The organism is Pseudomonas boreofloridensis (assembly GCF_030580795.1).
GTDB classification, from domain to species: Bacteria; Pseudomonadota; Gammaproteobacteria; order Pseudomonadales; family Pseudomonadaceae; genus Aquipseudomonas; species Aquipseudomonas boreofloridensis.
Window position 1 is genome coordinate 41015 of the sequence record NZ_JAUQOQ010000025.1, and the last position, 6543, is coordinate 47557.

The window sequence follows — 6543 nt, forward strand, 5'->3', positions numbered from 1 at the left end:
CAGGCGGGCGCCCCGTTCAGGGTTGGCGCAGGAACGCCAGTACGGCAGCGTTTACCGCGTCGGCAGCCTCCATCTGCACCATGTGGCCGACACCCGGTAGCACCTGCACTTGGGCGCTCAGCCCGTCGGCATGGGACGCCGGGATGATCGCGTCTTCGGCGCCCCAGACCAGCAGCGTCGGGTGCTCGGCGGTCACGCTGCGCAGGTCGTGCCGTTGCCGGTCGCCCTCGGCCAGCGCCGCCGCCAGTTGGCGCAAGGCGGCGTCCACGCCCTCCAGGCGCTTGAACTTGAGCATGTCCTCGAGCATTTGCCGAGTCACCTGCGTGGCGTCGGCGAACAGCTGGCTCATCGGTCCTTTCAGGGCATTGCGGCTGCCGGCCTCGATGAAGTCGTGCAGGTACTGGCCGTTGAGGGTTTCGCCCAGTGCGGCGCTGGCGACCAGGGTCAGGCTGGCCACTCGCTGCGGCGCCAGGCGCGCCGCATTCAGGCATACCGCGCCGCCCATGGAGTGGCCGGCCAGGTGGGCACGGGCAATGCCCAGGTGATCGAGCAGGGCCAGCAGCGCCGCGCTCAGTTCGTCCAGGTCACCACGCTGCAGGGCCTTGGCCGATTCGCCGTGGCCGGGCAGGTCGAGGGCGATCACCCGACGTTCGGCGGCCAGGGCTGGGTGGTTGAACAGCCAGTTGTTCAAGTCGCCGGCAAAGCCGTGCACCAGCACCAGCGGTGTGTCGCCTTCGCCCAGCTCGAACCAGCGCAGCAGGCGCCCACCGACCTCGGCCTTCTGCGGTAGCGGCCCCTGGGTCTGGTCGCTACCGCAGAAGGCGACGAACTCGGCCTGGAAGCGCTGCACCACGGCGTCGATCTCGGCCTCGTCGGCTTCGCCCTCGACCACCACCGCCAGCAGCGCACCCACCGGCAGGGTTTCGTCGGGCTGGGCGACGCAGCGACGCAGCACACCGGTGAACGGCGACTCGACGCTGCCGTTGATCTTGTCGGTCTCGACGTCCAGCACTTCTTCGCCGGCGGTGAGCGTGTCGCCTTCCTGTTTGAGCCAGGTATCGACCCGGCCTTCGCTCATCGACAGGCCCCACTTGGGCATGGTCAGGGTATGGATCTGGCTCATGCGGCATTCCTCGCAGCGTCGATCACTTTATGCACGGCCGCTTCGATCTTCGCCGCGTCCGGCAGGTAAAGGTCTTCCAGCGCGTCGGAGAACGGCACCGGCGTGTGCGGCGCGGTGACCATCTCGATCGGGCCCTTGAGCGCGCAGAAGGCTTTCTGCGCCACCAGTGCGCTGATGTCGGTGGCCATCGAGCAGCGCGGGTTGGCTTCGTCGATCACCACCAGTCGGCCGGTCTTCTCCACGCTCTCCAGAATGCTGTCCTCATCCAGCGGGCTGGTGGTGCGCAGGTCCAGCACTTCGCAGTCGATACCCTGGCGGGCCAGGTTGGCGGCGGCTTCCAGCGCGACGTGGACCATGCGCCCGTAGGTCACCAGGGTCACGTCGTCGCCGTCGCGCAGGTAGCTGGCCTCGCCGAACGGCACCGTGTACACCTCTTCCGGCACCTCGCCCTGCAGGCCATACAGCAGCTTGTGCTCGCAGAAGATCACCGGGTCGTTGTCGCGGATCGCCTGGATCAGCAGGCCCTTGGCGTCGTAGGGCGTGGCCGGGCACACCACTTTCAGGCCGGGGATGTGCGTCCACAGCGAGGTGAGCATCTGCGAGTGCTGGGCGGCGGCGCGCAGGCCCGCGCCGTACATGGTGCGCATCACTAGCGGGGTCACGGCCTTGCCGCCGAACATGTAGCGAAACTTGGCGGCCTGGTTGAGGATCTGGTCCAGGCAGCAGCCGGCGAAGTCGACGAACATCAGTTCGCAGACCGGGCGCAGCCCTTGGGTCGCGGCGCCGACCGCCGCGCCGACGTAGCCGATTTCCGAGAGCGGCGCATCCAGCACGCGGCCGGGAAACTGGTGGTACAGGCCCTTGGTCACGCCGAGCACGCCACCCCAAGCGTCGTCCTCGCCGGGCGCACCGGCGCCGCCGGCCACGTCCTCGCCAATGATGAACACCGTGCTGTCGCGGCGCATTTCCTGAGCCAGGGCCTCATTGATGGCCTGCTGGTAGCTGATCTTTCTTGCCATGGTGATTCTCCTTGTCGTTCTTCGGGTCGGCTCAGGGATAGGCGACGTAGACGTCGGTGAGCAGGTCGGCCGGTTGTGGCTTGGGGTCGGCCTTGGCGCGGAGCACGGCCTCTTCGATCAGGTCGGCGACGCGGGCGTCGATGGCGTCGAGCTGGGCGGCGTCGAGCAGGCCGGCGCGGGTGGTCTTGTCGCGGAACTGCAGCAGGCAGTCGCGCTGTTCGCGCAGGGTCTTCACCTCGTCCGGGGCGCGGTAGGTCTGGGCGTCGCCCTCGAAGTGACCGTAGTAGCGGCTGAGCTTGACCTCGATCAGCGACGGCCCTTGCCCGGCGCGGGCGCGCGCGATGGCGGCAGCGGCGGCTTCGTAGACGGCGAAGAAGTCGAAACCGTCGATGGTCACTCCGGGCATGCCGAACCCGGCGGCGCGGTCGGCGATGTGGTCGCAGGCCACCGACCAGGTGGACGCAGTGGCTTCGGCGTAGCCGTTGTTCTCGGCGACGAAGATGCACGGCAGGTTCATGATCGAGGCCAGGTTCATCGCCTCGAACACCGCACCTTCGTTGGAGGCGCCGTCGCCGAAGAAGGCCACCGCCACGTCGTCGCGGCCCTTGAGCTTGGCCGCCAGCGCCGCACCGGCCACCAAGGGTGCGCCAGCCCCGACGATGCCGTTGGCACCGAGCATGCCCTTGCCCAGGTCGGCGATGTGCATCGAGCCGCCCTTGCCGCCGCACACGCCGGTGCGCTTGCCGTAGATCTCGGCCATCATGCCGTGCACATCGACGCCCTTGGCGATGCAATGGCCGTGGCCGCGGTGGGTGGACGCGATGCAGTCGCTGTCGCGCAGGTGCGCCATGACCCCGGCTGCCGACGCTTCCTCGCCGGCATACAGGTGGACGAAACCGGGGATTTCGCCAGTGGCGAACTCCACGTGCAGGCGTTCCTCGAAGGCGCGGATGGTGCGCATCACTTCATAGGCATGCAGCAATTGCGCTGAACTGAGCTCAGTGGACATGTTGTTGTTCTCCAGGGGTTGTCTCAACACGGGGTTGCAGGGTGCAGTCGGTGGCCGTGGGCCACGGCCAGCAGGCGATGACGGGCGGCGTGGGCGAGCACGGCCTCGACCTCGACGGTCAACGGGCCGTGCAGGTCGAGGGTGATGGTCGGGGTGTCGTGGGCGGCGAATTCGATCTCGCGCTCGCCGTCGAGCGCCAGGGTGCCGGCACGCAGGTGCGGACGCTGCGGGGTGTCCGGGCTCAGCGTGCCGCTGGCGCTGATGCCGCAGCCTTGCAGCAGGCCAGGGGCCAGCGGCACGATCAGCGCCTGTTCGGCACCGGGGCTCAGGCGCACCCAACTGCCCAGCGGCGCCTCGCGGCTCACCGGCTGCCACAACCCGCACAGGGCCGACAAACCGATGGCGTGGGGCTCGGCGAAGCAGGCGAAGATTTCGTCGAGATCCTCGCGCCGGCTGAGGGCGCGGGCGCCGACGAAACGCTGGGGCGAGACCGCGACTTCGACCAGCGCCCATTCGCACAGGCCCTGCTCGGGCACCTTCACCAGCAGTCGCTTGTTGCGCCGCAGCGCCAGGCGGGCGGGCACCCGACCCGCAGCCACCAGCCCGGCAGCGAGTCCGGCGCTGGTGGCTTCGCGCAATTGTGGAAAGGCGTTGTTGGTGCCGGTGGACAAGGTCAGCAACGGGATGTCGCCCACGTGCGCCGCCACCGCCTTGTGGGTACCGTCGCCGCCCAGCACGGCGATCAGATCCACGCCGCGCTCGCGCATGCGGCGGGCCGCCAGGTGGGTGTCAGCGACGGTCTGGGTCAGGGGCAGGTCGAGGATTTCCACGGCCGGCCAGTGCTGCAGACTCGCCCCCGGCCCTTGGCTGGCCTTGAGTACGGCAGCGGCGATCCCGGTCATGTCGCTGGGCAGCAGCACCTTGGCCACGCCCGTGGCGCCGAAGGCCGCGAGCAGGCGCTGGATGGCCGAGGCCTTGTCGGTGCTCGAGTGCAGCCCGGCGCTGCTGGTCAGGCGCCGCAAGTCGCGACCGGAGGCCGGGTTGGCGATGATTCCGAGGGTGGGGCCGGGCTGCGTCATGGCGCACCTCATCTTGTTGTTATGCCTTGCCCGGAGCAGGAGCAAGCGCGGTGCCAGCTCTGAGGCTTTGCGCGCAAACGGCCGTGGCAGAGCGCTCTGGGCAGGATTTCACGGGGCGCAAGCGGGGCTTCGCTGAGACGCGGCGTGTCGCTTGGCTCGCGCGCAGCGGGGGTTACTGAGACGCGGCGTCTCACGCCTGCCGATAATCAGACGAGGCTTGTCGATGCCTGCCGGCAAGCGCTTAATGGCCGCACAACGACAAGAACCACAGGAACCGGAGGCCTCATGCTTGCCGCGCATTCCCGAGCCCACGTCGATTGCGTCAGTCGCGTGGTGAAAAACGCCGAGCGCTTGCCCCAGGCGCCCGTGCCGCCGCTGATCCTCGACTCCTGGCGACGCTCCATGGAGGTGTACCGTCTGGACCCGGCCTCCCAGCAGGGCCCGCGCATCCTTTCACAACGCCTGCTCAACGAATGCCGCGAACGCGCCGAGCTGTTCCTGCGCATCGCCGGCGATGCCGTGGCGCGCCTGCATGAACAGGTGCGCGGCGCCGACTACTGCGTGCTGCTCACCGATGCCCAGGGGCAGACCATCGATTACCGGGTCGAGACGAACATCCGCAGCGACTGCCGCAAGGCCGGGCTGGACCTGGGCGCCTGCTGGTCCGAAGGCGAGGAGGGCACCTGTGGGGTCGCGGCGGTGCTGACCATCAAGGCGCCGGTGACAGTGCACAAGCGCGATCACTTTCGCGCCGCGTTCATCGGCCTGACCTGTACGGCGGCGCCGGTGTTCGACCCGCTGGGCGACCTGCTGGGGGTGATCGACGTTTCCGCGCTGCGCTCGCCCGATGAACGGCGCAGTCAGCACCTGATCCGCCAACTGGTCGAACGCACGGCGCGGGAGATCGAGAACGCCTTCTTCATGCACCACGCCCAGGGGCACTGGGTGATGCGCGCGCACGGTACGCCGGGCTACGTGGAGAGCCAGCCTGATTATCTGTTGGCCTGGGATGCCGAGGGCCGCCTGCAAGCACTCAACAGCCTGGCCCGGCAGCGCCTGGTGCAGCGGCTGGGGCGGCTGCCGGCGCACATTGGCGAGCTGTTCGACCAGGCGCAGTTGCGCCAGGTCTGCAACGCCTCGGCCCAGCGCCTGCCGGGGCTGGGTGGTCTGTATGGGCGGGTCAGCGCGCCGCGCCAGCGTACCCCTGCGTCGCCGCTGCACAGCGCGCAGGATTCGCGTATCGCACAGCATCTGCGCCTGGCTACACGGGTCAAGGACTGCAACCTGGCGGTGCTGGTCGAGGGCGAGACGGGGGCGGGCAAGGAGGTGTTCGCCCGCCAGGTGCACCACCAGAGCCAGCGCAGCGCCGGTCCCTTCATCACGTTGAACTGTGCGGCCATTCCGGAAAGCCTCATCGAAAGCGAGCTGTTCGGCTATGTGGCCGGGGCTTTTACCGGGGCGTCGAGCAAGGGCATGCAGGGGCTGTTGCAGCAGGCGCACGGCGGCACCCTGTTCCTCGACGAGATCGGCGACATGCCGCTGAACCTGCAGACGCGTCTGCTGCGGGTGCTGGCCGAAGGTGAGGTGGCGCCGCTGGGCGCGGCGCGACGTGAGCGCGTCGACATTCAGGTGATCGCCGCCACGCACCGCGATCTGGCCGCGAGGGTGGCGCAGGGGCTGTTTCGCGAAGACCTGTATTACCGCCTGGCCAATGCCCGCTTCGCGCTGCCGCCGCTGCGCACGCGCGAGGATAGGCTCGGTCTGATCCAGCGCTTGCTCGCCGAAGAGGCCGTGGCCTGCGGGGTGGACGTGGTGCTGAGCGATGCGGCGTTGCAGGCGCTGCTGGAATACCGCTGGCCTGGCAACCTGCGCCAGTTGCGCCAGGTGCTGCGCTATGCGTGCGCGGTGAGTGAAGTCGGGCAGGTGCAATGCAGGGATCTACCGCACGAGGTACGCGGCAAGGTGCTGGAGACGGGCGACGGCGTGGTGTCCTGCCCGGCACGACAGGCGTTGCTCGACGCGTTGATTCGCCATCGCTGGAAACCGGCTGACGCCGCGCGTGCACTGGGTATTTCGCGGGCGACTTTGTATCGGCGGGTGCACGAGCATCGGATCGAGATGCCACGCATGAAAGGCTGAGCGCCCCGCCGCCGACCGAGCGCCCATGAAAAACCCCGGAACGCGTCCGTAATGCTGTTCACTTAAAGAATGCTGGGTCCGCTTCGCGGCCCTTTCGCGGCACAAGGCCGCTCCCACAAAGTCCGCGCAAACCCTGAAACATGGGGCTGTACGGACCCTGTGGGAGCGGCCTTG

The 6543-nt window shown here is 68.6% G+C and carries 5 protein-coding genes; 1 reads left to right on the plus strand and 4 read right to left on the minus strand.

All coding sequences use genetic code 11. The features are described from left to right. Window positions 1–16: 16 nt before the first annotated feature. From Q6A47_RS21275 to Q6A47_RS21290, 4 genes are read right to left on the minus strand one after another with little or no spacing between them, the layout of a single operon-like run. Window positions 17–1123, minus strand: coding sequence for an acetoin dehydrogenase dihydrolipoyllysine-residue acetyltransferase subunit (locus Q6A47_RS21275; protein WP_304485295.1), 1107 nt, complete (start codon window positions 1121–1123; stop codon window positions 17–19). Then, window positions 1120–2142 carry an alpha-ketoacid dehydrogenase subunit beta gene (locus Q6A47_RS21280; protein ID WP_029614155.1) on the minus strand — a complete coding sequence of 341 codons (1023 nt, stop codon included), beginning with the start codon at window positions 2140–2142 and terminating at the stop codon, window positions 1120–1122. Before Q6A47_RS21280 ends, Q6A47_RS21275 begins: the two co-directional genes overlap by 4 nt. Before the next feature lie 31 nt (window positions 2143–2173). After that, window positions 2174–3151, minus strand: coding sequence for a thiamine pyrophosphate-dependent dehydrogenase E1 component subunit alpha (locus tag Q6A47_RS21285; protein ID WP_304485296.1), 978 nt, complete (start codon window positions 3149–3151; stop codon window positions 2174–2176). 23 nt (window positions 3152–3174) lie between these two features. Beyond that, the gene (locus Q6A47_RS21290; RefSeq protein ID WP_304485297.1) at window positions 3175–4230 is read right to left on the minus strand and encodes an ATP-NAD kinase family protein; all 1056 of its coding nucleotides are present in this window, start codon (window positions 4228–4230) and stop codon (window positions 3175–3177) included. 285 nt (window positions 4231–4515) lie between these two features. Between Q6A47_RS21290 and Q6A47_RS21295 the strand changes: the two genes are divergently transcribed. Beyond that, complete coding sequence (locus Q6A47_RS21295) at window positions 4516–6369, plus strand: sigma-54-dependent Fis family transcriptional regulator (RefSeq protein WP_304485298.1); 1854 nt, start codon at window positions 4516–4518, stop codon at window positions 6367–6369. The last annotated feature ends 174 nt before the right edge of the window (window positions 6370–6543 follow it).